Genomic DNA, 22,757 nt, shown 5'->3' with positions numbered 1-22,757 from the left:
GAAGGGCCTGCTGCCGCACAGCCCGGCGCCGATGAAAAAAATGCTGGCTGAAAACAGGTCGTCCGCTGGGACTGAGCCTGCCCGCCCACGGTATCTCCCTTCGAAAAAGCCTGCCCGGCGAATGACGGTATCGCCGGGCATGAATTATTGAGCTCATTTCAATAATGAAGTGAATCCACGTTAATCCATTACATCTTGCAGGGAGTTATATTAACAACACGTTAACGGGTTGTGGCAATTGATGCCTGACGTTAACGCCAGGCAAGGTATATAAGGATTATGATTGCATCCGCCCCGGATGTAATAAATAGACTCGTCCCTATTTATATGCCAATGGAAATAGCTGAAAGGGTTTTTACCGGCCCAAACAGAAAAGGGAGTTATCGGCCATGTCATCCGTCAGGACATTCTGGAATCAAATGTGGGCTTGGAACGATCAGGCCAAAAAAACGCTGAGGTTTATTCTCACCCTGGGATTGAGTCCGGGTAATCAGGATTCGGCCGCGGACAATAAAAGATTGAGGAGTTACAGTAACGCGCAATATATGGGGCTGCTGATGGGGCCGGCCCTGTTCTTTATTATCAATGCCTTTTTCGCGCCGGCAGGCATGTCGGCCGAGGCGGTGGCGGTATTGGCCATCGTGGCTTGGGTGGCGACCTGGTGGATAACGGAAGCCATTCCCATTCCGCTCACTTCCCTGCTGCCGCTGATCCTGTTCCCGCTGATGGGCGTGATGAAGACGGGCGCGGTGTCCGCCTCCTACGGCGATCCGTTGATCTTCCTGTTCGTGGGCAGCTTCATGATGGCGCTGGCCATGGAAAAATGGAACCTGCACCGCCGGGTCGCGCTCGGCATCATTTCCTTCATCGGCACCAACCCGAACATGATTATCCTCGGGTTCATGACGGCCACCGCCTTTCTGTCGATGTGGATTTCCAACACCGCCACCACCATGATGATGGTGCCCATGAGCCTGGCGGTCACCAAACACATTGCCGACTCTATCCAGAAAAACAGCCCCGGAACCGACACCACGCCCGGCAACTTTCCCTTCGGCACGGCGATGATGCTGGGCACCGCCTATGCGGCCACCATCGGTGGTTTCGGTACCCTGATCGGCGCCCCCGCCAACACCATACTGGCGGCCACCGTCAAGAAGCTGTACGACGTGGAGATCTCCTTTGCCCAGTGGCTGCTGTTCGGCATTCCGCTGGTGGCCATCCTGGTGCCGCTGATCTGGCTGTACCTGGTCAAGATTGCCTTTCCGATGAAGGTCAAGCATCTCCCCGGTGGCGTGGAAGTGATTAAAAAGGAGAAGAAGGAACTGGGCAAAATGAGCTTCGAGGAAGCCGTGGTGCTGGCGGTGTTCTCGCTGGTCGCCCTGGCATGGATAACCCGCAGCTTCGTGCTCAAGGCCCTGATCCCTGGCATCGACGACACCATCATCGCCCTGTGCGGCGCCTTCGTGCTGTTTATCCTGCCGGCCAGGAACGCCGTCGGCAATATCCTGGACTGGGACACGGTGAAGAAGCTGCCCTGGGGAATACTGTGGCTGTTCGGCGGCGGCCTGGCCATTGCCGGCGGTATCACCAGCTCCGGCCTGGATCAGTGGATAGGCGGGCAACTGGTCAACTTCACCGAGGTGCCGCTGTGGCTGACCATAGCACTGATCGTGGGAGTGATCACCCTGCTCACCGAGTTCACCTCCAACACCGCCACCGCCACCATGGTGTATCCCATCGTGGCCGCCGGGGCCGCCGCCCTGGGCATGGATCCCATCATCCTGATGGTGGCGGCCTGCATGGGGGCGACCTTCGCCTTTATGTCGCCGGTTGCCGCGCCGCCCAACGCCATCGTGTTCGCGACCGGTTACCTGAAGATCAGTACCATGGTCAGGGCCGGGATATGGCTGAACCTGCTCGGCGTGGTGTTCTCGGTGATCATCATCTCGTACCTGGTGCCGCTTATCTTCGGCGGCATGCTCTGAGACTCGGGGCGGTGATATAAAATGACGAAGGGCGGCAAGGGATGCCGCCCTTTTTTCGTTGCCTACCAGATGGAAGGGTTGTCATCCCGCTCCTGCCTTTCCGGCAGGAAGGATTCCTGCAAGTAATCGAGAAAGGCCACGACCTTGGCCGAGATGTTCAGTTTTTCCAGGTAAACCGCGTAAATGTCCGCCGGCGGGGTGGCGTAGTCCTCCAGCACCAGCTCCAGCCTGCCGCTGCGCAGGTAGCGGGCCAGATCCCATTCCGCCCGCATCAGGATCCCGTGGCCGTCCAGGGCCCACTTGAGCGCCACTTCGCCGTCGTTGGTGCTGGCCTTGCCGCTGACCCGGATGTTTTCGGTCTTGCCGTCCTTGGACAGGCGCCACAGGCCGTAGGTAGCGTCGTTCTGCCGGAGCACGATGCACTGGTGCCCGGACAGCTCGGCGGCCGTGGCCGGCCGACCGTGCCGCTTGAGATAGCCGGGGGCGGCGCACAGCAAGCGGCGATTGGCAGCGATTTTTCTGGCGAACAGCCGGGAGTCGGGGATCTCGCCGAAGCGGATGGCGATGTCGATGGCCTCGTCGGGCAGGCTGATCGGCCTGTCGGTCAGTGTCAGCTGTATTTCCACCTCGGGATAAAGCTGCATGAATTCGGACGCCACCGGGGCGATGTAGGAGCGGCCGAAGCCGAGCGGGGCATTGATGCGCAGCAAGCCCTTGGGGGTGGTGCGGCTGTGGGCAACCAGCCCTTCCATGTCCGCGATGTCCGTCAGTATCCGCTGGGCGTGGTGCAGGTAGATCTCGCCTTCGTTGGTCAGGCTGATCCTGCGGGTGGTCCGGTTCAGCAGCCGCACCCCCAGCCGGTCTTCCAGGCTCGACAGCCGCTTGGTCACGGCGGAGGGAGTGACGTTCATCTCCCGGGCGGCGGCGGCCAGACTGCCGGCCTTGGCCAGCAGGACGAAGAAGCCCAGCTCGGAAACTTGGTTCATTGTTAACCTCAAGGAAAGAATGAAGTGAGCCCTAATCAACCTCAACATTTGATTAACAGCTTACAATGCAATTGTACCATATGAACATCCCTTCCATAAAAAAGGGATTTACCACATGGATATTGAATGGATGCGGCAATAACGCATCGGGTTTTAACCTGGAACCAATTCAAATGACGTGCCTCTTGTCTTTATTTTTGACAAGCCGACAGGAAATACCGATTTCTGAACAAGAAGAGGATAGCCGTAATGAGCTTAAATCATGACGAAGCCGTAGGTAAATTGACCGATGTCATCGCCAAGTTTACCAGTTATATCGGTAAGCGACTGCCGACGGATGTAAAGGAAAAACAGGCCGAGCTGAGAAAAAAAGAAACCAACCCGCTGGCTATCGCTATTTTCGATACCATGGCGGAGAACCAGGATGCCGCCGACAAGCTGAATAGACCCAGCTGTCAGGATACCGGTGTGATTCAATATTTTCTTACCGTCGGCGCCAAGTTTCCCTATTTGGGCGAGCTGGAAGAAATACTGCGCAATGCCACCATTGAAGCCACCCGTATCGGCCCCCTGCGGCACAACGCGGTGGAAACCTTCGACGAAAAGAATACCGGCACCAACGCCGGCTCCAAGATCCCGTGGCTGGACTGGGATATCGTCCCCGGCGACGACAGCGCCACCATCGAAGTCTATATGGCCGGCGGCGGCTGCACCCTTCCCGGCTCCGCCAAGGTATTGATGCCCGGTCAGGGATATGAAGGCGTGGCCGAGTTCGTGTTCGATGTGATCACCTCCCGCGGCATCAATGCCTGCCCGCCCTTGCTGGTCGGCGTCGGGGTGTCCACCTCGGTGGAAACGGCGGCGCGGCTGTCCAAGAAGGCCATACTGCGTCCGGTGGGCAGCAAGAACGCCAACGACAACGCCGCCCTGATGGAAGAGTTGCTGACCGACGGCCTCAACGAGATCGGCATCGGTCCCCAGGGCCTGACCGGCAACACCAGCGTCATGGGGGTCAATATCGAGTCCTCCGCTCGTCATCCTTCCACCATCGGGGTGGCGGTGTCCACCGGCTGCTGGGCGCACCGCCGCGGCACCATCCGCTTCAATGCCGACCTGTCGTATGAAGTCTTGTCACATCAAGGAGTTGTGTTATGAAAAAAGTACTGACTACCCCCATCAGAGACGAAGATCTCGAGTCCCTCAACGTGGGCGACGTGGTGTACCTGACCGGGCAGTTGGTCACCTGCCGTGATGTGGCGCACCGGCGGCTGATCGAGCTCAAGCGCGAGCTGCCGGTCGATCTGAAGGGCGGCGCCATTTTCCATGCCGGCCCCATCGTCCGGGAAAAAGAAGACGGCGGCTTCGAGATGGTGTCCATCGGCCCCACCACCAGCATGCGCATGGAGAAGTTCGAGAAGGCCTTTATCGAGCAGACCGGCGTCAAGCTGATTGTCGGCAAGGGCGGCATGGGCGAGGAGACGGCCCAGGGCTGCCTCGAGCACAAGGCGGTGCACGCGGTGTTCCCCGGCGGCTGCGCCGTGGTGGCGGCCACCAAGGTCGAGGCCATAGAGCGTGCTGAATGGCAGGATCTGGGCATGCCGGAAACGCTGTGGGTCAATCGTGTCAAGGAATTCGGCCCGCTGATCATCTCCATCGACACCAAGGGCAATAACATCTTCGAGCAGAACAAGGCCCGCTTTAACGAGAAGAAAAAACCGGTGCTGGAAAAAATCTACGAGCAGGTCCGCTTCATCAAATAAGCCGCAACACGCCATGGGGCCCGGTATCCGGGCAGGCCAAAGGGCCGGAGCGCGGCGGCGGGAGACAAGGGTGGCGACCGGACGGACCGGGCAGGCATGCTGTGGCGGGGGCTCGGTATGTCGGTGGTGGAAGTCCGGTCGACGCCGGCTCCGGCCGCCGCGCTCCGGCGCGGAATTGGCGCCTGACGGATACGGGACCCCGCCCCATCATAAATAAGGAAATCACCATGACGCTGACGCAACGGTTCAACCCCTTCAGGGCGCTGGCCTCCCTGATCCTGGCCGCCCTGGCGGCCGTCGGCATGAACGCCCCGGTCGCGGCCGAGCCCCTGACCTTCTCCGGCGGCCCCGACGGCAGTACTTTCCAGTCCTTCTCCGAGGGCCTCGCCAGCCGGCTGTCGAGCTCCATGGAGGGGGTGGACCTGTCCAGCCTGGCCTCCGCCGGCTCGGTGGAAAACCTGCGCCGGGTCGATGCCGGGGACGCCGACTTCGGCATCGTCTATGCCGGCGATGTCTATCTTGGCCTGCAGGGCAAGCTGGACAACGACCCCCGCCGCTACCGCAACGTCCGGGCCGTCGCCTACCTGTACGGTGCCCCGGCCCACCTGATCGTGCTGGAGGGCTCCGGCATCACCGGCGTAACCCAACTGGCCGGCAAGAAAGTGGCCGTGGGGGAGGTTGGCTCCGGAGCTGCCGCCTCCGCCCGGCGCTTCTTCGAGGGGGTGGGACTGTGGGACAAGATTGAGCCCCAATATATCGGCAACAACCAGGGCGCCGCCGCCTTGGGAGAAGGCCGGCTCGATGCCCTCTGGGTGTTCGCCGGCTTTCCCAACGAGTCTGTCAATCAGGCCGCCAACGGCAACAGGATCCGCCTGCTGCAGCTGAACGAGGCCGCCGAACAAGGCACCCTGTTCGATGATCATCCCTACTACGCCACCGTGATCATCCCCGCCGGTACCTACCCGGGCGTGGATTACGACGTGGTCACCATCCAGGACTCCGCCCTTTGGGTAGCCGGCCCTCATATGGACAAGGACAGGGTTTACCAGCTGACGGGCAGCATCTACTCGCCGGAAGGCCTGGCATACCTGCACCGGGTGCATGACGCCGCCAGGGCCATGACCATGGCGTCCGGGCTGAATGGCGTGGTGAACAAGGTCCATGAAGGCGCGGCCCGCTTCTGGACGGAAAATGGACTGACCCTGGCGCAGATCCAGCAGTAAGCCGCTACAACCGCTTTGGGCATGTACCGTCACGGCGCCATCAGCAAGTGATTCACGCATTCCGCCTGGCCAGGCGGGATGCTTTCTCTATTAACCGGACGGTCCCCGGGCGGGAGGTTTAGAGCACGGCGCTCTCCGAGGTGCTGATATCGAAGGGCAGCAGCACATGCCGTTAGCAGATGTGCGCCTTGCTGGTGGGGCGCAGGCGGCCCGCCTGCGCCCCAAGAAGCATCATGCAGATCAACTGTTACGCTGTTCGGTGTCCTACAGCCCGATATCCCGCACGTTTTCCATTACCACGAAGGTGCTGGTTTGCAGCACATGGGGCAGGGCGGAGATCTTTTCGCCCAGCACCATGCGGTAGGAGGCCATGTCCTTGGTGCGGATCTTCAGCAGGTAGTCGAAGCCGCCGGCGATCATATGGCACTGCTCCACTTCCGCTATTTTGAGCGCCGCCTTGTTGAAGGCGGTAAGGGCCTTGCTGCTGGTGTCGTTCAGGGTGATCTGCACGAAGGAGATATGGCTGAGCCCCAGCTTGCTTTGATCCACCAGGGCGGTGTAGCCGGTGATGTAGCCCTGCTCCTCCAGCCGGCGCATGCGCAGCTGGCAGGGGGTTTTCGACAGCCCGACCCGGGCGGCCAGCTCGGTGAGGGTGATGCGGGCGTTTTCGCGCAGCTCCTGGATGATCTGCAGGTCCGCCCTGTCCAGTTGTCCCATTGTTCTCCTCCCTATTTGTTCAAGGTGCCCATGGCGTTGCGCGCCCTGTTCCCGGCCAAAAACCGGTGATTGGTCGATATGGCTATTTTTACCATTTTTTGTGGTTAAAGATTAAAAACAAATGCCAATAAAAAGTCCATAAGTGAAGTTAAAGAGGGTTATATAGGAAAAATGGGTATTCACTTTCGGTTAGCATGATGCCAACAACATCGTACACACCGAGGAGAAGGTCGGATGAAAGATCATGCACTGTCGCTGGCGGCTTGCCGGGAGCAGGTTCGGAGTCATTACCTGGCGGACGAAGCCGGGGTGGTCAAGGCCCTGGCGGCCAATGCCCAGGTGTCTGCCGACGTTCGCGCCCGCATGTCGGCCCGGGCCGCCGAGCTGGTGCGCCAGGTGCGCGCCAGTTCCACCCCGACCATGATGGAAAAGTTCCTGGCCCAGTACGGCCTCACCACCAAGGAAGGCGTGGCGCTGATGTGCCTGGCCGAGGCGCTGCTGCGGGTGCCGGACAAGAGCACCATCGACGAGCTGATCGAAGACAAGATTTCATCCGGCAACTGGGGTGAGCACCGCGGCCGCTCCAGCTCCTCGCTGATCAACAGCTCCACCTGGGCGCTGCTGGTCACCGGCAAGCTGCTGTCGCCGGTGGACCGCCAGGGCCTGGCCACCACCCTGCGTGCCATGATCAAGCGCCTGGGCGAGCCGGTGGTGCGCACCGCCGTCGGCCAGGCGATGAAGGAGATGGGGCGCCAGTTCGTGCTGGGCCGCAACATCGAGGAGGCGCTCAAGCGCGCCAAAAAATACGAGGAGCGGGGTTACACCTATTCCTACGACATGCTGGGCGAGGCTGCCCGTACCGACGCCGACGCCCTGCGCTACCACAAGGCCTACTCGGCCGCCATCGCCGCCCTGGCGCCCCACTGTCGGCACCCGGACATCCGCCAGAACCCGGGCATTTCGGTCAAGCTGTCGGCGCTGCACGCCCGCTACGAGTTCGGCCAGAAAGCACGGGTGATGAACGAGCTGGTGCCCCGCACCCTGGAGCTGGCCAAACAGGCCAAGGCCGCCAACATGGGCTTCAACATCGACGCGGAGGAAGCGGATCGCCTGGACCTGTCCCTGGACGTGATCGAAGCGGTGCTGTCCGATCCCGCCCTGGCGGACTGGGACGGCTTCGGCATCGTGGTGCAGGCCTTCGGCAAGCGGGCCGCCCACGTGCTCGACTGGCTGTACGCCCTGGCCGACAAGCTCGACCGGCGCATCATGGTGCGGCTGGTGAAAGGCGCCTACTGGGATGCGGAGATCAAGCGCGCCCAGGTGATGGGGCTGGCGGACTTTCCGGTGTTCACCCGCAAGGTCAACAGCGATCTGTCCTATATCGCCTGCGCCAAGAAGCTGCTGGGCATGACCGACCGCATCTATCCCCAGTTCGCCACCCACAACGCCCACTCGGTGTCGGCCATCCTCGAGCTGGCCCAGGGCCGCGACTGCTTCGAGTTCCAGCGCCTGCACGGCATGGGCGAGTCCCTGCACGACGCCTTGCTCACCAAGCAGGGCACCCGCTGCCGCATCTATGCGCCGGTGGGCGCCCACCAGGATCTGCTGGCCTACCTGGTGCGCCGCCTGCTGGAAAACGGCGCCAACAGCTCCTTCGTCAACCAGATTGTCGACACCCGCATCCAGCCCGAGGATATCGCCCGGGATCCCTTCGATGCGGTGGCGGCCATGGGCGACCAGGTGTCGAGCAAGACCATAGCGCGCCCGGCCGATCTCTATGGTGCCAAACGCCGCAACGCCCGGGGCTGGGACATCACCAACCCGGTGGAGGTGGCGGAGATCGACGCCGCCCGCGCGCCTTACCAGCACCACCAGTGGGCCGGCGGCCCGGTGATCGCCGGCCCGGTGAGCAGCACCCTGACAGAGGAAGTGCGCAACCCGGCGGTGCCGTCCGATCTGGTGGGCCAGGTGGTCCAGGCCTCGGCCGAGGATATCGACACCGCCATCGCCGCCGCCCGCACCGGGTTCGAGCTCTGGTCCGCCCTGCCGGTGGCCGAGCGCTGTGCGCGCATCCGCCGGGTGGCCGACCTGTTCGAGGAACACGCCGCCGAGCTGTTCGCCCTGGCCACCCGGGAGGCGGGCAAGACCCTGCTGGATGGGGTTGCCGAAATCCGCGAGGCGGTCGACTTCGCCCGCTACTACCCGAACGAAGCCGAGCGCAACCAGGACGTCGGCGCCGGCCGGGGGGTGATCGCCTGTATCTCGCCCTGGAACTTCCCCCTGGCCATCTTCGCCGGCCAGGTGCTGGCGGGGCTGGCGGCGGGCAACGCCGTCATCGCCAAGCCCGCCGGCCAGACTGCGCTGATCGCCACCCGGGCGGTCGAGCTGATGCACGAGGCCGGCATTCCCCGGGAGGCCATCCAGCTGCTGCCCGGCAGCGGCAGCACCGTGGGCGCGGCGCTGACCTCGGACCCGCGCATCGACGGCGTCTGTTTTACCGGCTCCACCGCCACCGCCCAGCGCATCAACAAGGTGATGGCCGAGTCCATGGCGCCGGACGCGCCCCTGGTGGCGGAAACCGGCGGCCTCAACGCCATGATAGTGGACTCCACCGCGCTGCCGGAGCAGGTGGTGCGCGACGTGCTGGCCTCTTCCTTCCAGAGCGCCGGCCAGCGCTGCTCCGCCCTGCGCATGCTCTATGTGCAGAAGGACATCGCCGATCACCTGCTGGAGATGCTGTTCGGCGCCATGGACGAGCTGCGCCTGGGCAACCCCTGGCAGCTCGACACCGACGTGGGCCCGGTGATCGACGAGAACGCCAAGCGCGGCATCGAGGCGCATTGCGAAAAGTTCGCGCGCCGGGGGCGGGTGCTCAAGCAGCTGCCGGTGCCCGCCGAGGGGCTGTTCGTGGCGCCGACGGTGATCAAGCTCGAGGGCATCCACGAGCTGGAGGAGGAGATCTTCGGGCCCGTGCTGCACGTGGCCACCTTCGAGGCTCATGAGCTCGACCAGGTGGTGGACCGGATCAACGCCCAGGGCTTCGGCCTGACCTTCGGCCTGCATACCCGGGTCGACAAGCGGGTGGAGCGCATCGTCAACCGGGTCAAGGTCGGCAATATCTACGTCAACCGCAACCAGATCGGCGCCATCGTCGGCTCCCAGCCCTTCGGCGGCGAAGGGCTCTCGGGCACCGGTCCCAAGGCGGGCGGTCCCCAGTATGTGCGCCGCTTTATGAAGGTGGACACCGGGGCGGGCGTGCCGGCGGCGGCGGCCGCGGTAACGGCGGCCCAGGTGCAGGAGGCCATCGGCCGGCTGGACGGCAAGGACTGGGCCCGCGCCCAGCACCGGGCCGAGCGGCTGGCGCCCATCTTCGGTACCGTGCCGGCGGCGCTGGACGCCACGGCGGAAGAGATGCCGGGCCCGACCGGCGAGCTCAACCGGCTGCGCTGCTTTGCCCGCGGCACCCTGCTCTGCCTGGGGCCGGATCTGGCCTCGGCCATGCAGCAGGCCGGCACCGCCCTGTCCCAGGGCAATGCCGTGGTGGTGGTGGCGCCCGGGGCGAGCGCGGTGCTGGCAGGCGCCGGGGCGGCCGGCATTCCGGCCATCGGCCTGGACGGCCTGCTGCAACCCGCCGCCCTCGAGACCCTCACTGGCTTCGAGGCGGTGGCAAGCTATGCCGACACCGCCACCCTGCGCCAGTACCGGCTGGCCCTGGCGCGCCGCGACGGAGCCCTGCTGCCGCTCATTACCGAGCAGGCGCTGCCCGAGCGCTTCGTGATCGAACGCCACCTGTGCATCGACACCACCGCCGCCGGCGGTAACGCCAGCCTGATTGCGGCCTCGGAATAAGGCTGTTTAAGGTTCACGCCACAAGCCCGCCTGGTGCGGGCTTGTGGCGTGTTGGGGAGCAGGGCAGTACCAGCCGGTAGCCGATGCCCGGTACGGTGAGCAGGATGCGGGGATGGGCGGGCTGGGTTTCCAGCTTCTCGGCGCGCTGTCAGGTTTTGCCGCCCCGCCGCCCGCCGATATCGCTCTCACCGAGGCCGTCCATGAGCCATTACCATATCTTCAGCCCCGAGCATGCCCTCGACTACGCCCGGCTGTCGGTTGCCGAAGTGGGTGATGGCAACCTCAACCGGGTATTCCGAGTGGTGGACGAGGACAGCGGACGGGGCGTTATCGTCAAGCAGGCGCTGCCCTACATCCGCAGTGTGGGCGAATCCTGGCCCCTGACCCGTGACAGGGTCCGGATTGAGGCCCAGGTGCTGCGCTGCCACGGCGAACATTGTCCCGAATACAGGGTGGCGCTGCTGCATCACGACGCCGAACAGTCGGTATTGCTGCTGGAGGACTTGTCCGCCATGGCGCTGTGGCGGAGGACATTGATAGACGGCTTTGCCCCCGCCGGGGCGGCGGCCAGGCTGGGGGATTACCTGGCCCAGGTGCATTATCACGGCAGCGATTTTCATCTGTCCTCGCCGCGCAAGCGGGCCGCCCTGGCCCGGTTTGGCAATCCCGAGCTGTGCGCCGCCACCGAGGCGGTGTTTTTCGAGCATCCCTACCGGGATCATTCCTGCAACCGGATTGCGCAAGGGTTGCGCCCCATGGCGGAATGGCTGTGGCGGGATAGCCTGCTCAATGAGGTGTTTGCCCTGTGGCGGCACTGCCGGGAGCGGGCCTTGTTGCTGGGACGGAAACTGATTATGCAACCCCTGTCGCCGGCGCGGCTGCGCCGGCGGCTTGAGCAGGAGATTCAGAGATCGTAGGGTTCGACACTCACCCCTTCGAGGGAATAGGAGGCGTTGGCGATGTCGTGGCTGGCGCTGACGGTGCTGAGGGTGCCCGACACCCAGACCGCGTCCCACAGATCGTCCACCCGGGCGCCCTTGGGGTAGTCTACATAGACAATCTGGTTGGTGGGCGGCGGCGGGACATGGATGCAGGCGCCGAAGTAGGGCACCAGGAAAAAGGTGGTGATCTCTTCACTGTCGCCTTCCAGCGGCACCACGAACCCCGGCAGCCGCACCTTTTTGCCGTTGAGCGAATCCACCACCTGGCCTACCGGCTGGGGCGGGATGGCGAATTCATCCTCGTGGTCCACCTCCGGGAAGGGGGGCGGGTTGAGCCGTTCTTCCAGGGGGATCAGATCGTCCCATTCCAGCAGGGTGAATTCATCGGCCCGGGTCGGGGCCGACAGCAGGAGCAGGCCCGCCAGCAACATCATCAATTTGTTCACTGTTTGATACTCATTCCATCGTTGACCGAGTAGCGATAGGCCTGGGCCGCCGGCAACAGGCCTATCAGCAGCCCCGCCAGCCAAATCAGGCCGAGCAGGCGCCATTCGCCCGCCGTGGGCAGCCCGGGATAAAGCTGCAGTCCGTAACCGGCCTGCACCAGGGGAGCCGCCAGGGTGAGGGCAAGATACAACAGCAACAGGCCAAAGAACATCCCCAGGGCGGTGAGGGTGGCCGCCTCCATCGCCAGCAGGGCAAACAGGTGGCGCGGCCCGGCCCCGAGGGAGCGCAGTATGGCCAGTTCCCGCCGCCGGGCCGACAGGCCGGCGAGCAGGGTGGTGAGCATGCCGAGCAGGCCCGCCACCACCACGAACAGGGCGATAAAGGCCATGGCCTTTTCCGCCAGGCTCATCAGGCTCCACAGCTCGTGCAGGGCGGTACCAGGCAGGATGGCGGACAGGGGTTCGCCCCGGTACTGGTTGATGGCCCGTTGCAACTGAAAGGTCTGCACTTTGTTTTCCAGCCCCACCAGAAAGGCGGTCAGGGCGGCGGGCGTCAGGTCGGCGGCGAGGGCGTCTTCCCGGGTCAGTTCACGGGTGCGCCGGCCGCTCTGCCAGCCCAGGTGAATGGCTTCCAGGCCGTCCAGACGCACATGGACGGTGCGGTCCACCGGGGTGCCAGTGGGCGCCAGTATGCCCACCAGGGTAAAGGGCAGGTCTTCGTGCAGGCTGAAGGAGGTGTTGCCGGCGCCATGGGCGATCACCAGCTTGTCCCCCGGCCGGTAACCCAGGCGGCGGGCCACCTCGGCGCCGATCACCGCCTCGAAGGTATCGGCGAAGGGCCGTCCCTCGGCCAGGACAAGGGGCTGCTGTCGACCGTAGGCGTAGTGGCGGAAATAGTCCTCATTGGTGCCGAGCACCCTGAAACCCTGGTGGGAGTCGCCCAGGGAGAGGGGAATGGTCCAGGCGACACCCGACTGCTCGCGGATACGCTGATAGGACTCCCAACTGATGTTGTTGGTGGGGTTGCCCAGGCGGAACACCGAATAGAGCAGCAGGTTGACCTGCCCGGAGCGGGCGCCGACGATAAGGTCGGTGCCGGAAATGGTGCGGGCGAAGCTGTCCTTGAGTTCGACCCTGATTTTTTCCACCCCCACCAGCAGCAGCACGCTGATGGCGATGGCCGCTACCGTCAGGCCGGCGGTCAGGCGGCGAGCCCACAGGCTTCTCAGGGCCAGGCTCAACATGGCGGTACCTCGTTCAGTTGGGGCAGGGACAGCACCCGGGGAAACAGCGGCTCCAGCCCGGGGTCGTGACTGACGAACACCAGGCCGCTGCCCTGGCGATCGCACTCGCCGAACAGCAACTCGATAAAGGCCGCCCGGTTGTCGGCGTCGAGCGCCGAGGTGGGCTCGTCGGCAATCACCAGCTCGGGGCGGCCGATCAGCGCGCGCGCCGCCGCCACCCGCTGCTGCTGACCGATACTGAGCTGGTGCACCGGCTGTTGCCAGAGGGTGGCGGGCAGTTGCAGCCCCTCAAGCAGGCGGGCGGCCTCCCGCTCGGCGCCGGCCTGCAGCCGGCGCCGTTTATGGCGGGAAAAAATCAGTGCCGAGGTGACGTTATCGCGTACCGACAGGAAGGGCAGCAGGTTGAACTGCTGGAAGATATAGCCGAGGTGATCGGCACGAAAGCGATCCCGGGCGCGACCGGACAGGCGCGACAGGTCCTGGCCGAGGATCTCGATCCGGCCCTGGCTGGGCAGCTGGATACCGGCCAGCAGGCCGAGCAGGGTACTTTTTCCGCTGCCGCTCGGGCCCTTGATGAACAGCCTGCCGCCGGCCTCCAGCTCCAGCCGCGGCAGGCGCAGCAGGGGCGGCCGGCCCGGCCAGGCGAATTCCAGTGTATCGATGCGAAGAAGTGGGCTCATGGTTACCAGTGGGCCTGGGGTTGTTCCGGGGTCAAGGTGGCGGCCAACTGGCCGGTAGGCAGGATAGCCTGCAGCTTGATGCGATGGAAGCTCGAAAAAGTCTCGAACAGGGCCAAATCCAGCCGCTGCAGGGCCTGGGGCTGCTCGCAATGGTAGGCGTAGTGGACCAGGATATCGTTGTGGCCGGCCTGGTGTTCGTCACCCTCGCCGTTATCATGTTCATGTTCATGTTCATGTTCATGTTCATGTTCATGTTCATGTTCATGTTCGGAGTGTGGCTCCTGCTCGGCCAGCGCGACCCGCTCCAGCCGGCAGCCGGCGGCGGCGGGCAGGGTGAACAGGGCATCGGCCTGCTGGAGGCGCTCCAGCCCGGCCCGGTAGCGGGCCTGTTCCTCGTCGGTCACGGGATGATATTCAAACCCCACTATGTCGGCGGCGGGGGCCATCAGCTCCAGCACCAGGTGTTGCTCCTGCAGGGCCAGGCTGAGCCGGCCAACGCCGTGCTCATGCACGCCCAGTCCGGGCTGGGCCGTGAGGGCCGGAGACAGCAGTACCAGGGGCAGGGCGGAAAGAACAGGTTTCATGGAAGGCTCCCATTGAATTGGTTTTTGTTATGTTATAACGTCTTTTGGCGGCGACTGTAAAGCCTCGCCGTGGTGGCGGCGCAAAAAGTCGATAAAGGCCTGTTCGGCCCGGGACAGCCGCCGCTCCCGGGGCCAGGCCAGGCAGAGATCGAGAAAGTAGGGCTCGGCGAATGAGATAGGGATCAGGTCGGGCTCGTCGCGGATCACCATGCGCAGAAACGTGGTCACCGCAAAACCCTGGCGCACCACGGCCTTGAGCAGGGGAATGAGATTGCTTTCAAAGCCGATGTTGGGGCTGAGGCCGCTTTGCCTGGCCAGCGCCTCGATATATTCCCGGTGAAAGAAGCCGTGGCGAAATACCGCCAGCTCCTGGGACAGGAAGGTGCCGGTATCGAGTGCGCCGAGCCCGGCGAGGGGATGATCCCGGGCGACCACGGCGACCATCTCCTCACGCAGCAGCGGCAGGCCGGTGAGGCCGGGCGGCAGCGAGGACGTCAGCACAATGCCGAGGCCAAGCCGGCCCTGGCACAGGCGCTCCAGCAAATCCTGGGTGCCGGCTTCCTCGATGCGCAGGGTCAGGCCGGGATAACGGTGCTTGAAGGCCATCAGCAACGGCGGGAAGTAAAAGGAGCCGAGCATGCTGGGAATACCGATGCTGACCTCGCCGGTATTGAGGTCGTGCAGCGCCGCCATGTCCTGCTCCGCCAGGGCGAGGGCCGCCAGTATCCGCTCGGCATGCTGGTAAAGCCGCTCGCCCTCGGTGGTCAGTTGCATCCTGCCCTGTTTGCGCTCGAACAGGGCCACCCCCAGCTGCTGTTCCAGTTTCTTGATGGTCATGGTGACTGCCGGCTGGGCCAGGTGCAGTTGCTCTGCCGCCCGGGTTATGCCGCCGGTACGGGCCACGGTACAGAACTGGCGCAGCCATTTGGTATCAAGCATAATTTTTTATTATTAAATCCATAATTTAAATATATTTCATTTATGCACTGACGGCGCGTAAGGTCAAGGCTCCACAGGGGGAAGACCATGATCGATCTGAAAACCGCACTCTGGTGGCGTGCCACCCTGGCCCTGGGCCTGGGCTCCATGCTGGTGTTTATCAACCTTTACCTGACCCAGCCGCTGTTGCCGCTGCTGGCCGACGACTTCGGGCTGTCGGCCCTCAGCGCCGGCTGGGCGCTGTCCGCCTCGACCCTGGGGCTGGCTTTTGGCCTGCTGTTCTGGGCGCGGGTGGCGGATCGGCTGGGGCGCAAGCCGGTGATGCTCGGCTGCCTGCTGGCGGCCATTGTGCTCGGCATTCTCATCGCCTGGGTGCCCGCCTTTGGTCTGCTGGTACTGCTGCGCGGACTGCAGGGCTTTTTCCTGGCCGGACTGCCGGCGACGGCGGTGGCGTATATGGGGGAGGAGTTCACGCCCAAGGCGCTGGTGACCAGCATCGGCATCTATATCGCCGCCAATTCGGTGGGCGGCATCGCCGGGCGGGTGTTCGGCGGGCTGCTGGCCCAATGGTCCGGCTGGCAGGCCAGCTTCCTGGTGCTGGGGCTCGCCAGCCTGCTGTTGTGGCTACCCCTGGTGAGGCTGCTGCCCGCGTCGCGCCATTTTGTGCCGGCCCGCAAGGGCCAGGGCACCCGTGCCCTGTTCGATCACATACGCAATCCGCTGCTGTGGCCGGTGTATCTTATCGGCGGGCTCAATTTCATGGTGTTCCTCAACCAGTACACCTATGTCGCCTTTTACCTGGCGGCGCCGCCCGTGGGGCTGGCGCCGGCGGCCATCGGGCTGCTGTTTCTCACCTACCTGAGCGGTACCTTCGCCTCGGGCATCAGCGGGCTGCTGATCAACCGTTTCGGCCTGTGCCGCACCCTGCTGGCGGCCATTGCCATTATGGCCGTGGGCAGCCTGGGCCTGCTCAGCGAGCGGGTGCCGGTGATCCTGCTGGCCCTGCTGGTGGACAGTTTCGCTTTTTTCCTTGCCCACGCCTGCGCCAGCAGTTGGGTAGGGCGCAGCGTGCAGCAGCACAGGGCGCTGGCGTCTTCCCTTTACCTGGTGTTTTACTACCTGGGCGCCAGCCTCGGCGGCCTTTACCTCTATCCCTTCTGGGAATGGGCCGGGCTGCCGGGCATCGCCGCCGGCATGATCGCCGTTATGGGGGTAACCGGAGGGCTGACGCTGCGGCTGCAGCGGCGGGAACGGGCGATGCCGCTGGCTCAGCCGAAGTAGTCGGCGGGTACCGGCACCACCAGGCCCTGGGCCCGTTCCCGGGCGATGGTGTCGGCCAGGCTGGTACAGTGGAATTTCACCTGCCAGGGCGGCAGGGGCAGGGTCAGTTCGTGAGGCAGGCCGCCGGTATCGAAAGACACCCCGGGGTAACGGGCTTGCAGCGCCGCGAGGTCGGGCACCACGATTTCGCCGTGCTCGAGCCCGTGGTGGTGCACCCGGCCGGGCTTGGGCGCGGCCAGCTCGAGGCAGGGCACGGGACCAAAGGGGCCGGACAGGGGCCGGTGCAGGGCCAGGGTGAGGATGGGCCGTCCGCCTATCATGCCCTCCACCAGCGGTTCGCCGTGCTCCGCCAGGGCGGCCCTGAGCCTGAGGTAGTCGGCCTTGTCGCGGGCGCGGTAGCAAAGGTGATCCATGGGGCCGAGGTCGGCCGGCAGCCCGGCCCTGGCCATGGCCCCGGCCAGTTGCCGGAGAAAGGCCCCGGGGTCGCCCAGCAGGGCATCGAGGCCGGTTACCATTTGCGCTTGGGCTCGAACAGCAGGTCCAGCTCGGATTTTTCTTCCTGCTGCTCTTCCTGCTCTTTCTGCTCCATCTCGCTGTGCTGTTTACGGGTCATCTCGTCCAGCCATTTCTGGATGGTTTCCTCGACTTTACGCAGCTGTTCGTCCTTGTCGCTGACCTGTTCCAGCACCTTCTTGCCCTTTTCCAGCATCTGCCGGGCCATGGCGGCCTCCCGGTTTTCGAGGGCGAGGCGTGAGCGCTTGAGCAGGTTGGACAGATTGATTTTCAGCTGGATGAGTTCAAGCCTGCGGTCTTCGTTGATAAAGGTCTGGGTGCCGACCTTGCCGTTGTTGTGCTCGATGCGCAACAGGCCGCGCAAGCGCTTGACCACCTTCAGCATATGGATGGCCTGCTGGTCCGATTCGGGCGCCCTCAGCCCCTCCTGCTCGCCCGGGAAGCCCTCCTTGAGCTGCTCCAGCTGCTGGCGGGTGTTGTTGATGCGGGCATTGAGCTGGCTGTTGCGGGGGTCCTGCTGCAGCATGCTTTGCAGGCTGGTGAGAATGCGCTGGTGCAGCACCGATACCAGGGTCCGGCTGTAGGGGATCTGGCTGGCGTTGAGCAGCAGCTCCTCGGCTTCGCTGATGATGTGTTTGTGCTTCATCAGCAGGGCGCGTTTTTCGGTATCCTGTTTTTGCCGGTATTGCTGGAAAATATTGTAAATAATCACGAGAAACAGCAGTAGGCCTATGGCTACGAGTACCAGGGTCAGGATCATCGGCAACGGCTCGCTATGGTGAGAAAAAACGCATGGATCGAAATGTTAACCCACTAATCGGGCTTTGGCTAACGTCCCGGGCACCAAGCGCTCAGACTTGCCGCAACCGGGTCGCCCATTATGCGCTTTGGTGGATGCGGGGCAGAGGATCTTTGGTCAAGGTCTGATAGTATTTAGCTAAGTCACTCCAACCCCGAGATGCCATGAAACTGCAACAGTTGCGCTACATCGTCGAAGTAGCCAACCATAACCTGAACGTATCCGCCACCGCCGAAAGCCTTTATACCTCGCAACCGGGGATCAGCAAGCAGGTCCGCATGCTGGAAGACGAGTTGGGGGTACAGGTATTCGAGCGCAGCGGCAAACACCTGACCCAGATCACCCCCGCCGGGCGCGATATTATCCGCATCGCCGGCGAAATCCTGGGCAAGGTCGAGAGCATCAAGGCGGTCGCCAGCCAGCACACCCATCCGGACCAGGGCTCGCTCAATATCTCCACCACCCATACCCAGGCCCGCTATGCGCTGCCGGCGGTGATCAAGGGGTTTATCGCCCGTTATCCCAAGGTCTCGCTGCACATGCACCAGGGCACCCCGGTACAGATCAGCGAGTCGGTGGCCAAGGGCGCTTCCGACTTCGCCATCGCCACCGAGGCCATGCATCTTTACCAGGATCTGATCATGCTGCCCTGCTACCACTGGAACCGCTGCATCCTGGTGCCCCGGAACCACCCCCTGGCCGCGGTGTCCCGCCCCGGTATCGCCGATATTGCCCAGTTTCCGCTGGTCACCTATGTATTCGGCTTTACCGGCCGCTCCGAGCTCGACCTCGCCTTCAACCGGGCCGGCTATGAGCCCCAGGTGGTCTTTACCGCCACCGACGCCGATGTGATCAAAACCTATGTGCGCCTGGGCATTGGTATCGGCGTGCTGGCCAGCATGGCGGTGGATCCCGAGGAGGACGACGACCTGGTGGCCATCGATGCCAGCCACCTGTTCGCCGCCAGCACCACCAAAATCGGCTTTCGCAAGGGGACTTTCCTGCGCAGCTATATGTATGACTTCATGGAGCGGTTTGCACCGCACCTGACCCGGGAGCGGATCGACAAGGCGATCGCCCTGCGGGCGCCGGAGGAAATAGAAAAGCTGTTTGAAGACATCGAATTGCCAATGCGGTGATCCCCTGCCAAGCGCGGTAAGCGGTGGGGATGGTGCGTTCAGCGCCGGGTCTGTAGAAATCTTTCACATGGATTCCGGCCCGGGGCCGGAATGATAATACACAGGCCTGCAGGCACGGCATTGTGCCGGCAGGCCCCGCGCTCGGCTGAAAGCCGGGGGTTAGTCCCCCAGGCCCTTGCCGGCATCCTTTTTGGCGATCAGCTCAATCTTGTAGCCGTCCGGATCCTCCACAAAGGCGATCACCGTGGTGCCGCCCTTGACCGGGCCCGGCTCCCGGGTCACCTTGCCGCCGGCGGCGCGGATCTGCTCGCACATGCCGTAGATGTCTTCGGCCTCGATGGCGATATGGCCATAGGCATTGCCCAGGTCGTACTGCTCCGTGCCCCAGTTGTAGGTCAGCTCCAGCACCGCCTCGTCCTTTTCCTCGCCGTAGCCGACGAAGGCCAGGGTGTACTGGTATTCCGGGTTTTCACTGGTACGCAGCAGTTTCATGCCCATGACCTTGGTGTAAAAATCGACGGACCTGTCCAGGTTACCCACTCTCAGCATGGTATGCAGAATACGCATGTTTGACACTCCCAGTATGTATTGATGGTAAAGGAAAACATCCCTTGTTGATGATGGCGGCCGGAGCGGCGCTCCCGCTCAGTTATCCGGGTATTGCTTGTCCTTGAATTCGCATAAATCCTCGATCACACAGGCCCCGCAGCGGGGCTTGCGGGCGGTGCAGACATAACGGCCGTGGAGGATGAACCAGTGGTGCACGTCCAGCTTGAACTCCGCCGGCACCCATTTCAGCAGCTTCTGCTCCACCTCGTCCACATTTTTTCCCGGCGCAAAGCGGGTGCGGTTGGCCAGCCGGAAAATATGGGTGTCCACCGCTATGGTGGGCCAGCCGAAGGCGGTGTTGAGCACCACGTTGGCGGTCTTGCGGCCCACCCCGGGCAGGGCCTCCAGGGCGGCACGGTCTTGCGGCACCTCGCCGCCATGTTGCTCGAGCAGGATGGCGCAGGTTTTGATCACGTTCTCGGCCTTGGAATTGAACAGGCCTATGGTCTTGATGTGCTCTTTTACCCCGTCCACACCCAACGCCAGCATGGCGGCAGGGGTGGGGCCGGCGGCAAACAGGCCCTTGGTGGCCTTGTTGACGCTGACGTCGGTGGCCTGGGCCGACAGCAGCACGGCGATCAGCAGCTCGAACGGGTTGCTGTAGTTCAGCTCGGTGGTGGGGTGGGGGTTTTCCGCCCGCAGCCGCTCCAGGATTTCGCGGCGCTTGTCCTTGTTCATAATGAGGTGACCCTTGCTCTGGGGATATCGGCCTTGGGCACCGGAGCGCGGCGGGCCGCACGCCGTCCGTCAAGCCAGTTCTTGGCGGCGACCAGCAACCCCAGGCCAATAAAGGCGCCGGGCGGCAGTATCGCCAGCAAAAAGCCGTTGTCCAGGTGCAGCACATCCATGCGCAGCCCCGCCGCCCAGTCGCCCAGCAGCAGCTCGGCGCCGTCGAACAGGGTGCCCATGCCCAGCAGCTCGCGCAGGCCGCCCAGCACCAGCAGCACGGCGGTAAAGCCCAGGCCCATCATCAGGCCGTCCAGGGCGGCCAGGGGCGCGCTGTTTTTGGAGGCGAAGGCCTCGGCCCGGCCGATGATCACGCAGTTGGTGACGATAAGCGGAATAAAGATGCCCAGCGACTGGTACAGGCCATAGGTGTAGGCATTCATCAGCAGCTGTACACAGGTCACCAGGCTGGCGATGATCATCACATAGATGGGGATGCGCACTTCGTTGGGCACCCAGCGGCGCACCAGTGATACGCTGACGTTGGAGCCCACCAGTACCAGCAGGGTGGCCAGCCCCAGGCCCATGGCGTTGGTCAGGGTGTTGGTGACCGCCAGTACCGGGCACAGGCCGAGGATTTGTACCAGGGCCGGGTTGTTGGCCCACAGCCCCTGGCGGATGATGTCCTTGTATTGTTCGTTCACAGCGATTCTCCACAGGCGGGGGCCTGTTGCAGCAGGCCGGGCTGTTCGTTGACCAGCAGCAGCACCTTACGGACCGCGCCCACCACGGCCCGGGGCGTGATGGTGGCACCGGTGAAGGCGTCGAACTGGCCGCCGTCGGGGCGTACCGCCCAGCGCGGATCGTCCGCGCCCTCGAGCCGCTGGCCATCAAAGCGCAGCATCCAGTCGGATTTTTTCAGCTCTATCTTGTCGCCCAGCCCCGGGGTTTCATTGTGGTTGAGCACCCGCACTCCGGACAGGCTGCCGTCGGCAGTGACGCCCACCACCAGCTTGATCTCGCCGCTGTAACCATCGGGGGCGATGGTCTCGATGGCGCGGCCGCGCACCTCGCCGTCCTTGACCGCGGTAAACACCGGCAAGGGGGTGTGGCTGCCCAGGTAGTCGGGACTGGAGAGCAGCACACAATGCTCAAACAGCGGCTCGTCATGGGTCTCGGCGGGCAGCAGCTCGTTCAGCACCCGCAGCAGCTGGGCCTGCTCCTGTGCGACGATGGTATCCCGGGTCAGCCGGTTGGTGAAGGCCACCAGGGCAGTGCATACCAGGGCAAAGGCGGCCAGCACCAGGCCGTTTTTACGCATCATCTCCAGCATCAGCGTGGCTCCCCGTAGGTTTTGGGCCGGGTCAGGCTGTCGATCATCGGCACCGTCATGTTGGCCAGCAGCACCGCGAAGGCGATGGCGTCCGGGTAGCCGCCGAAGGTGCGGATCAGGTAAACCAGCAGGCCGATCAGGGTACCGTAGACCAGGCGGCCACGCACCGTGGTGGCGGCCGACACCGGGTCGGTGGCGATAAAAAAGGCACCCAGCATGGTGGCGCCGGACAGCAGGTGCGCCGGCGGGGCGACGGTGGTATCCGGCGATACCAGCCAGCCGAGCAGGCTGAACAGGAACAGGCTGGCGAGGACGGCCAGGGGAATGGGCCAACTGATCAGGCGCAGGCGCAGCAGCGCCAGGCCGCCCGCCAGGTAGGCCAGGTTGACCCACTGCCAGCCCACGCCGGCGAGCCCGCCGAACACCGGCGAGGCCTGGATTTCGGCGGCGGTACGGCCCTGGCCGAAGCCGGTTTTCAGGGTATCCAGGGGGGTCGCCATGGTGCTGCCGTCGGCCAGCTCGCGCAACTGGTGCGGGCTGAAACCGTCCAGGGTAAAGCCGGTAAAAATGGCCGACAGGCTGTCTGCCAGGGTGGCCGGATAGGGCTGCAGCGACAGGGGCGGAAGCCAGCTGGTCATGTGCAGCGGAAAGGACACCAGCAGCAGCACATAGGCCACCATGGCGGGGTTGAACAGGTTTTGCCCCAGGCCGCCGTACAACTGCTTGGCGACGATGATGGCAAAAGCGGTGCCGATCACCACCAGCCACCAGGGCGCCAGGGGCGGAATGGCCAGCCCTATCAACAGCGCGGTGAGCAGGGCCGAGCCGTCGCCCAGGGAGGCGAGGGAGCGTCCGCGCAGGCGCAACACCAGCGCCTCGGCCCCGTAAGCGGTAACCACCGCCAGCGCCATCTGCACCAGGCTGCCCCAGCCAAAAAACCACCACTGGGCGGCAATGCCGGGCAGCAGGCAGTAACAGACCCGGCGCATCAGCACGGCGGTGCTCATGGGGGTGCGATCATGGGGTGAACTGCTGATATTGAAATCCATCAGGACTCGTC

General features: G+C 63.8%; 22 protein-coding genes. 8 read left to right on the top strand and 14 right to left on the bottom strand.

The annotated features are described in order from the left end of the window. The first annotated feature begins 545 nt into the window (after positions 1 to 545). Positions 546 to 1,988 (top strand): SLC13 family permease, encoded by a 1,443-nt coding sequence (locus tag C7I36_RS02315; protein WP_219899578.1) that lies wholly within the window; start codon positions 546 to 548, stop codon positions 1,986 to 1,988. Positions 1,989 to 2,050: 62 nt separating this feature from the next. Here the strand turns inward: C7I36_RS02315 and C7I36_RS02310 are convergent, their stop codons facing one another. After that, positions 2,051 to 2,974, bottom strand: coding sequence for a LysR family transcriptional regulator (locus C7I36_RS02310; protein WP_094038450.1), 924 nt, complete (start codon positions 2,972 to 2,974; stop codon positions 2,051 to 2,053). A 249-nt stretch (positions 2,975 to 3,223) separates the two neighbouring features. On the opposite strand from C7I36_RS02310, the gene ttdA reads away from it, so the two are divergent. The 3 genes from ttdA (at position 3,224) to C7I36_RS02295 (ending at position 5,957) form a co-directional block, all read left to right on the top strand. Beyond that, positions 3,224 to 4,129 (top strand): L(+)-tartrate dehydratase subunit alpha, encoded by a 906-nt coding sequence (gene ttdA / locus C7I36_RS02305; RefSeq protein WP_094038451.1) that lies wholly within the window; start codon positions 3,224 to 3,226, stop codon positions 4,127 to 4,129. Continuing rightward, a complete protein-coding gene (gene ttdB / locus C7I36_RS02300) occupies positions 4,126 to 4,734 on the top strand; it encodes a L(+)-tartrate dehydratase subunit beta (RefSeq protein WP_094038452.1) in 609 nt (202 codons plus the stop codon). Before ttdA ends, ttdB begins: the two co-directional genes overlap by 4 nt. Before the next feature lie 227 nt (positions 4,735 to 4,961). Further along, entirely contained in the window at positions 4,962 to 5,957 is a 996-nt protein-coding gene (locus tag C7I36_RS02295; protein WP_106452125.1) for a TAXI family TRAP transporter solute-binding subunit, read from the top strand. A 264-nt stretch (positions 5,958 to 6,221) separates the two neighbouring features. On the opposite strand, the gene C7I36_RS02290 is transcribed toward C7I36_RS02295, so the two are convergent. Further along, a complete protein-coding gene (locus C7I36_RS02290; protein ID WP_094038454.1) occupies positions 6,222 to 6,674 on the bottom strand; it encodes an Lrp/AsnC ligand binding domain-containing protein in 453 nt (150 codons plus the stop codon). Between the two features lie 234 nt (positions 6,675 to 6,908). Between C7I36_RS02290 and putA the strand changes: the two genes are divergently transcribed. Beyond that, on the top strand, positions 6,909 to 10,523 hold the full coding sequence (gene putA, locus C7I36_RS02285; protein ID WP_106452124.1) for a bifunctional proline dehydrogenase/L-glutamate gamma-semialdehyde dehydrogenase PutA: 3,615 nt from the start codon (positions 6,909 to 6,911) through the stop codon (positions 10,521 to 10,523). A gap of 200 nt (positions 10,524 to 10,723) precedes the next feature. After that, positions 10,724 to 11,440: a hypothetical protein gene (locus C7I36_RS02275; protein WP_181256272.1), complete on the top strand. Its 717-nt coding sequence runs from the start codon at positions 10,724 to 10,726 to the stop codon at positions 11,438 to 11,440. Here the strand turns inward: C7I36_RS02275 and C7I36_RS02270 are convergent. From C7I36_RS02270 to C7I36_RS02250, 5 genes are read right to left on the bottom strand one after another with little or no spacing between them, the layout of a single operon-like run. Beyond that, entirely contained in the window at positions 11,428 to 11,898 is a 471-nt protein-coding gene (locus C7I36_RS02270) for a DUF3299 domain-containing protein (RefSeq protein ID WP_106452170.1), read from the bottom strand. The two genes, C7I36_RS02275 and C7I36_RS02270, sit on opposite strands and share 13 nt — an antisense overlap. Before the next feature lie 8 nt (positions 11,899 to 11,906). Further along, positions 11,907 to 13,154 carry an ABC transporter permease gene (locus C7I36_RS02265; protein WP_106452123.1) on the bottom strand — a complete coding sequence of 416 codons (1,248 nt, stop codon included), beginning with the start codon at positions 13,152 to 13,154 and terminating at the stop codon, positions 11,907 to 11,909. Beyond that, the gene (locus C7I36_RS02260; RefSeq protein ID WP_106452122.1) at positions 13,148 to 13,834 is read right to left on the bottom strand and encodes an ABC transporter ATP-binding protein; all 687 of its coding nucleotides are present in this window, start codon (positions 13,832 to 13,834) and stop codon (positions 13,148 to 13,150) included. Before C7I36_RS02260 ends, C7I36_RS02265 begins: the two co-directional genes overlap by 7 nt. A gap of 2 nt (positions 13,835 to 13,836) precedes the next feature. Continuing rightward, a complete protein-coding gene (locus C7I36_RS02255; protein ID WP_106452121.1) occupies positions 13,837 to 14,418 on the bottom strand; it encodes a DUF2796 domain-containing protein in 582 nt (193 codons plus the stop codon). A gap of 27 nt (positions 14,419 to 14,445) precedes the next feature. Next, complete coding sequence (locus C7I36_RS02250; RefSeq protein WP_106452120.1) at positions 14,446 to 15,357, bottom strand: LysR family transcriptional regulator; 912 nt, start codon at positions 15,355 to 15,357, stop codon at positions 14,446 to 14,448. Between the two features lie 87 nt (positions 15,358 to 15,444). Here C7I36_RS02250 and C7I36_RS02245 point away from each other — a divergent pair, with 87 nt between their 5' ends. After that, a complete protein-coding gene (locus C7I36_RS02245; RefSeq protein WP_106452119.1) occupies positions 15,445 to 16,638 on the top strand; it encodes an MFS transporter in 1,194 nt (397 codons plus the stop codon). Here C7I36_RS02245 and C7I36_RS02240 read toward each other — a convergent pair. Together C7I36_RS02240 and C7I36_RS02235 are read right to left on the bottom strand one after the other, a co-directional pair. Further along, the gene (locus C7I36_RS02240) at positions 16,626 to 17,153 is read right to left on the bottom strand and encodes a VOC family protein (RefSeq protein ID WP_106452118.1); all 528 of its coding nucleotides are present in this window, start codon (positions 17,151 to 17,153) and stop codon (positions 16,626 to 16,628) included. The two genes, C7I36_RS02245 and C7I36_RS02240, sit on opposite strands and share 13 nt — an antisense overlap. Further along, complete coding sequence (locus C7I36_RS02235; protein ID WP_106452117.1) at positions 17,147 to 17,911, bottom strand: DNA repair ATPase; 765 nt, start codon at positions 17,909 to 17,911, stop codon at positions 17,147 to 17,149. The genes C7I36_RS02240 and C7I36_RS02235 overlap by 7 nt, the downstream gene beginning before the upstream one ends. A 203-nt stretch (positions 17,912 to 18,114) precedes the next feature. Between C7I36_RS02235 and cysB the strand changes: the two genes are divergently transcribed. After that, positions 18,115 to 19,089, top strand: coding sequence for an HTH-type transcriptional regulator CysB (gene cysB / locus C7I36_RS02230; RefSeq protein WP_106452116.1), 975 nt, complete (start codon positions 18,115 to 18,117; stop codon positions 19,087 to 19,089). Between the two features lie 159 nt (positions 19,090 to 19,248). Here the strand turns inward: cysB and gloA are convergent, their stop codons facing one another. The 5 genes from gloA to rsxD all read right to left on the bottom strand — a co-directional run bounded on the left by gloA (position 19,249) and on the right by rsxD (position 22,746). Next, positions 19,249 to 19,656 carry a lactoylglutathione lyase gene (gene gloA / locus C7I36_RS02225; protein ID WP_106452115.1) on the bottom strand — a complete coding sequence of 136 codons (408 nt, stop codon included), beginning with the start codon at positions 19,654 to 19,656 and terminating at the stop codon, positions 19,249 to 19,251. Between the two features lie 78 nt (positions 19,657 to 19,734). Next, positions 19,735 to 20,376: an endonuclease III gene (gene nth, locus C7I36_RS02220; RefSeq protein WP_106452114.1), complete on the bottom strand. Its 642-nt coding sequence runs from the start codon at positions 20,374 to 20,376 to the stop codon at positions 19,735 to 19,737. Further along, a complete protein-coding gene (locus C7I36_RS02215) occupies positions 20,373 to 21,068 on the bottom strand; it encodes an electron transport complex subunit E (RefSeq protein WP_106452113.1) in 696 nt (231 codons plus the stop codon). The genes nth and C7I36_RS02215 overlap by 4 nt, the downstream gene beginning before the upstream one ends. Continuing rightward, positions 21,065 to 21,697, bottom strand: a complete 633-nt coding sequence (rsxG, locus tag C7I36_RS02210) for an electron transport complex subunit RsxG (protein ID WP_106452112.1) — start codon at positions 21,695 to 21,697, stop codon at positions 21,065 to 21,067. Before rsxG ends, C7I36_RS02215 begins: the two co-directional genes overlap by 4 nt. Next, a complete protein-coding gene (gene rsxD, locus C7I36_RS02205; RefSeq protein ID WP_106452111.1) occupies positions 21,697 to 22,746 on the bottom strand; it encodes an electron transport complex subunit RsxD in 1,050 nt (349 codons plus the stop codon). The genes rsxG and rsxD overlap by 1 nt, the downstream gene beginning before the upstream one ends. Positions 22,747 to 22,757: the final 11 nt, after the last annotated feature.

This window comes from Zobellella taiwanensis (assembly GCF_003012795.1).
Lineage (GTDB): Bacteria > Pseudomonadota > Gammaproteobacteria > Enterobacterales > Aeromonadaceae > Oceanimonas > Oceanimonas taiwanensis.
Note: the sequence above shows the minus strand (reverse complement) of the source record. Positions and strands in the feature narration are given on the sequence as shown.

Excerpts from the sequence above, each read along its gene's own strand:
- rsxD (WP_106452111.1), bottom strand. The coding sequence starts at position 22,746 with ATGGATTTCAATATCAGCAGTTCACCCCATGATCGCACCCCCATGAGC.
- C7I36_RS02265 (WP_106452123.1), bottom strand. The coding sequence starts at position 13,154 with ATGTTGAGCCTGGCCCTGAGAAGCCTGTGGGCTCGCCGCCTGACCGCC.
- C7I36_RS02260 (WP_106452122.1), bottom strand. The coding sequence starts at position 13,834 with ATGAGCCCACTTCTTCGCATCGATACACTGGAATTCGCCTGGCCGGGC.
- C7I36_RS02250 (WP_106452120.1), bottom strand. The coding sequence starts at position 15,357 with ATGCTTGATACCAAATGGCTGCGCCAGTTCTGTACCGTGGCCCGTACC.
- C7I36_RS02245 (WP_106452119.1), top strand. The coding sequence starts at position 15,445 with ATGATCGATCTGAAAACCGCACTCTGGTGGCGTGCCACCCTGGCCCTG.
- gloA (WP_106452115.1), bottom strand. The coding sequence starts at position 19,656 with ATGCGTATTCTGCATACCATGCTGAGAGTGGGTAACCTGGACAGGTCC.
- C7I36_RS02310 (WP_094038450.1), bottom strand. The coding sequence starts at position 2,974 with ATGAACCAAGTTTCCGAGCTGGGCTTCTTCGTCCTGCTGGCCAAGGCC.
- ttdA (WP_094038451.1), top strand. The coding sequence starts at position 3,224 with ATGAGCTTAAATCATGACGAAGCCGTAGGTAAATTGACCGATGTCATC.
- C7I36_RS02275 (WP_181256272.1), top strand. The coding sequence starts at position 10,724 with ATGAGCCATTACCATATCTTCAGCCCCGAGCATGCCCTCGACTACGCC.
- putA (WP_106452124.1), top strand. The coding sequence starts at position 6,909 with ATGAAAGATCATGCACTGTCGCTGGCGGCTTGCCGGGAGCAGGTTCGG.
- rsxG (WP_106452112.1), bottom strand. The coding sequence starts at position 21,697 with ATGCTGGAGATGATGCGTAAAAACGGCCTGGTGCTGGCCGCCTTTGCC.
- C7I36_RS02270 (WP_106452170.1), bottom strand. The coding sequence starts at position 11,898 with ATGATGTTGCTGGCGGGCCTGCTCCTGCTGTCGGCCCCGACCCGGGCC.
- C7I36_RS02235 (WP_106452117.1), bottom strand. The coding sequence starts at position 17,911 with ATGATCCTGACCCTGGTACTCGTAGCCATAGGCCTACTGCTGTTTCTC.
- cysB (WP_106452116.1), top strand. The coding sequence starts at position 18,115 with ATGAAACTGCAACAGTTGCGCTACATCGTCGAAGTAGCCAACCATAAC.
- C7I36_RS02255 (WP_106452121.1), bottom strand. The coding sequence starts at position 14,418 with ATGAAACCTGTTCTTTCCGCCCTGCCCCTGGTACTGCTGTCTCCGGCC.
- C7I36_RS02315 (WP_219899578.1), top strand. The coding sequence starts at position 546 with ATGGGGCTGCTGATGGGGCCGGCCCTGTTCTTTATTATCAATGCCTTT.
- ttdB (WP_094038452.1), top strand. The coding sequence starts at position 4,126 with ATGAAAAAAGTACTGACTACCCCCATCAGAGACGAAGATCTCGAGTCC.
- C7I36_RS02295 (WP_106452125.1), top strand. The coding sequence starts at position 4,962 with ATGACGCTGACGCAACGGTTCAACCCCTTCAGGGCGCTGGCCTCCCTG.
- C7I36_RS02290 (WP_094038454.1), bottom strand. The coding sequence starts at position 6,674 with ATGGGACAACTGGACAGGGCGGACCTGCAGATCATCCAGGAGCTGCGC.
- nth (WP_106452114.1), bottom strand. The coding sequence starts at position 20,376 with ATGAACAAGGACAAGCGCCGCGAAATCCTGGAGCGGCTGCGGGCGGAA.
- C7I36_RS02240 (WP_106452118.1), bottom strand. The coding sequence starts at position 17,153 with ATGGTAACCGGCCTCGATGCCCTGCTGGGCGACCCCGGGGCCTTTCTC.